Source organism: Aeromonas sp. S12(2024), from assembly GCF_041402305.1.
GTDB classification, from domain to species: Bacteria; Pseudomonadota; Gammaproteobacteria; order Enterobacterales; family Aeromonadaceae; genus Aeromonas; species Aeromonas veronii.
Map to the genome: position 1 here is coordinate 1 of NZ_JBGLRB010000041.1, position 1,464 is coordinate 1,464.

Annotated in this window: 1 rRNA gene; it reads right to left on the reverse strand. The window is 54.2% G+C overall.

Features of this window, described 5'->3' with window-relative positions:
* A 23S ribosomal RNA gene (locus tag ACB035_RS20430) occupies window positions 1-1,464 on the reverse strand; the annotation flags it as partial.

Genomic DNA, 1,464 nt, shown 5'->3' on the forward strand with positions numbered 1-1,464 from the left:
CCTATCAACGTTGTGGTCTCCAACGGCCCTTTAGGACCCTCAAGGGGTCAGGGATGACTCATCTCAGGGCTCGCTTCCCGCTTAGATGCTTTCAGCGGTTATCGATTCCGAACTTAGCTACCGGGCAGTGCCACTGGCGTGACAACCCGAACACCAGAGGTTCGTTCACTCCGGTCCTCTCGTACTAGGAGCAACTCCCTTCAATCATCCAACGCCCACGGCAGATAGGGACCGAACTGTCTCACGACGTTCTGAACCCAGCTCGCGTACCACTTTAAATGGCGAACAGCCATACCCTTGGGACCGACTTCAGCCCCAGGATGTGATGAGCCGACATCGAGGTGCCAAACACCGCCGTCGATATGAACTCTTGGGCGGTATCAGCCTGTTATCCCCGGAGTACCTTTTATCCGTTGAGCGATGGCCCTTCCATTCAGAACCACCGGATCACTATGACCTACTTTCGTACCTGCTCGACCTGTCCGTCTCGCAGTTAAGCTGGCTTATGCCATTGCACTAACCTCCTGATGTCCGACCAGGATTAGCCAACCTTCGTGCTCCTCCGTTACTCTTTGGGAGGAGACCGCCCCAGTCAAACTACCCACCAGGCACTGTCCGCGAGCCCGATTCAGGGCCCTGCGTTAGAACATCAAACATACAAGGGTGGTATTTCAAGGACGGCTCCAGCGCAACTGGCGTCACGCCTTCAAAGCCTCCCACCTATCCTACACATGTAGGTTCAATGTTCAGTGCCAAGCTGTAGTAAAGGTTCACGGGGTCTTTCCGTCTAGCCGCGGGTACACCGCATCTTCACGGCGAATTCGATTTCACTGAGTCTCGGGTGGAGACAGCATGGCCATGGTTACACCATTCGTGCAGGTCGGAACTTACCCGACAAGGAATTTCGCTACCTTAGGACCGTTATAGTTACGGCCGCCGTTTACCGGGGCTTCGATCAAGAGCTTCGCTTGCGCTAACCCCATCAATTAACCTTCCGGCACCGGGCAGGTGTCACACCCTATACGTCCACTTTCGTGTTTGCAGAGTGCTGTGTTTTTGATAAACAGTCCCAGCCATCTGGTCACTGCGACTCCCAACTGCTCCATCCGCAAGGGACTTCACTGTCAAGAGCGAACCTTCTCCCGAAGTTACGGTTCTATTTTGCCTAGTTCCTTCACCCGAGTTCTCTCAAGCGCCTTGGTATTCTCTACCCGACCACCTGTGTCGGTTTGGGGTACGATGACTTGTAATCTGAAGCTTAGAGGCTTTTCCTGGAAGCAGGGCATCAATGGCTTCCACACCGTAGTGTGTTCGTCTCGTGTCTCAGTGTTGTGTCTCCGGATTTGCCTAGAAACACCACCTACGCACTTTCACCAGGACAACCGTCGCCTGGCCCACCTAGCCTTCTCCGTCCCCCCATCGCAATTACAAGTCGTGCAGGAATATTAACCTGCTTCCCATCGA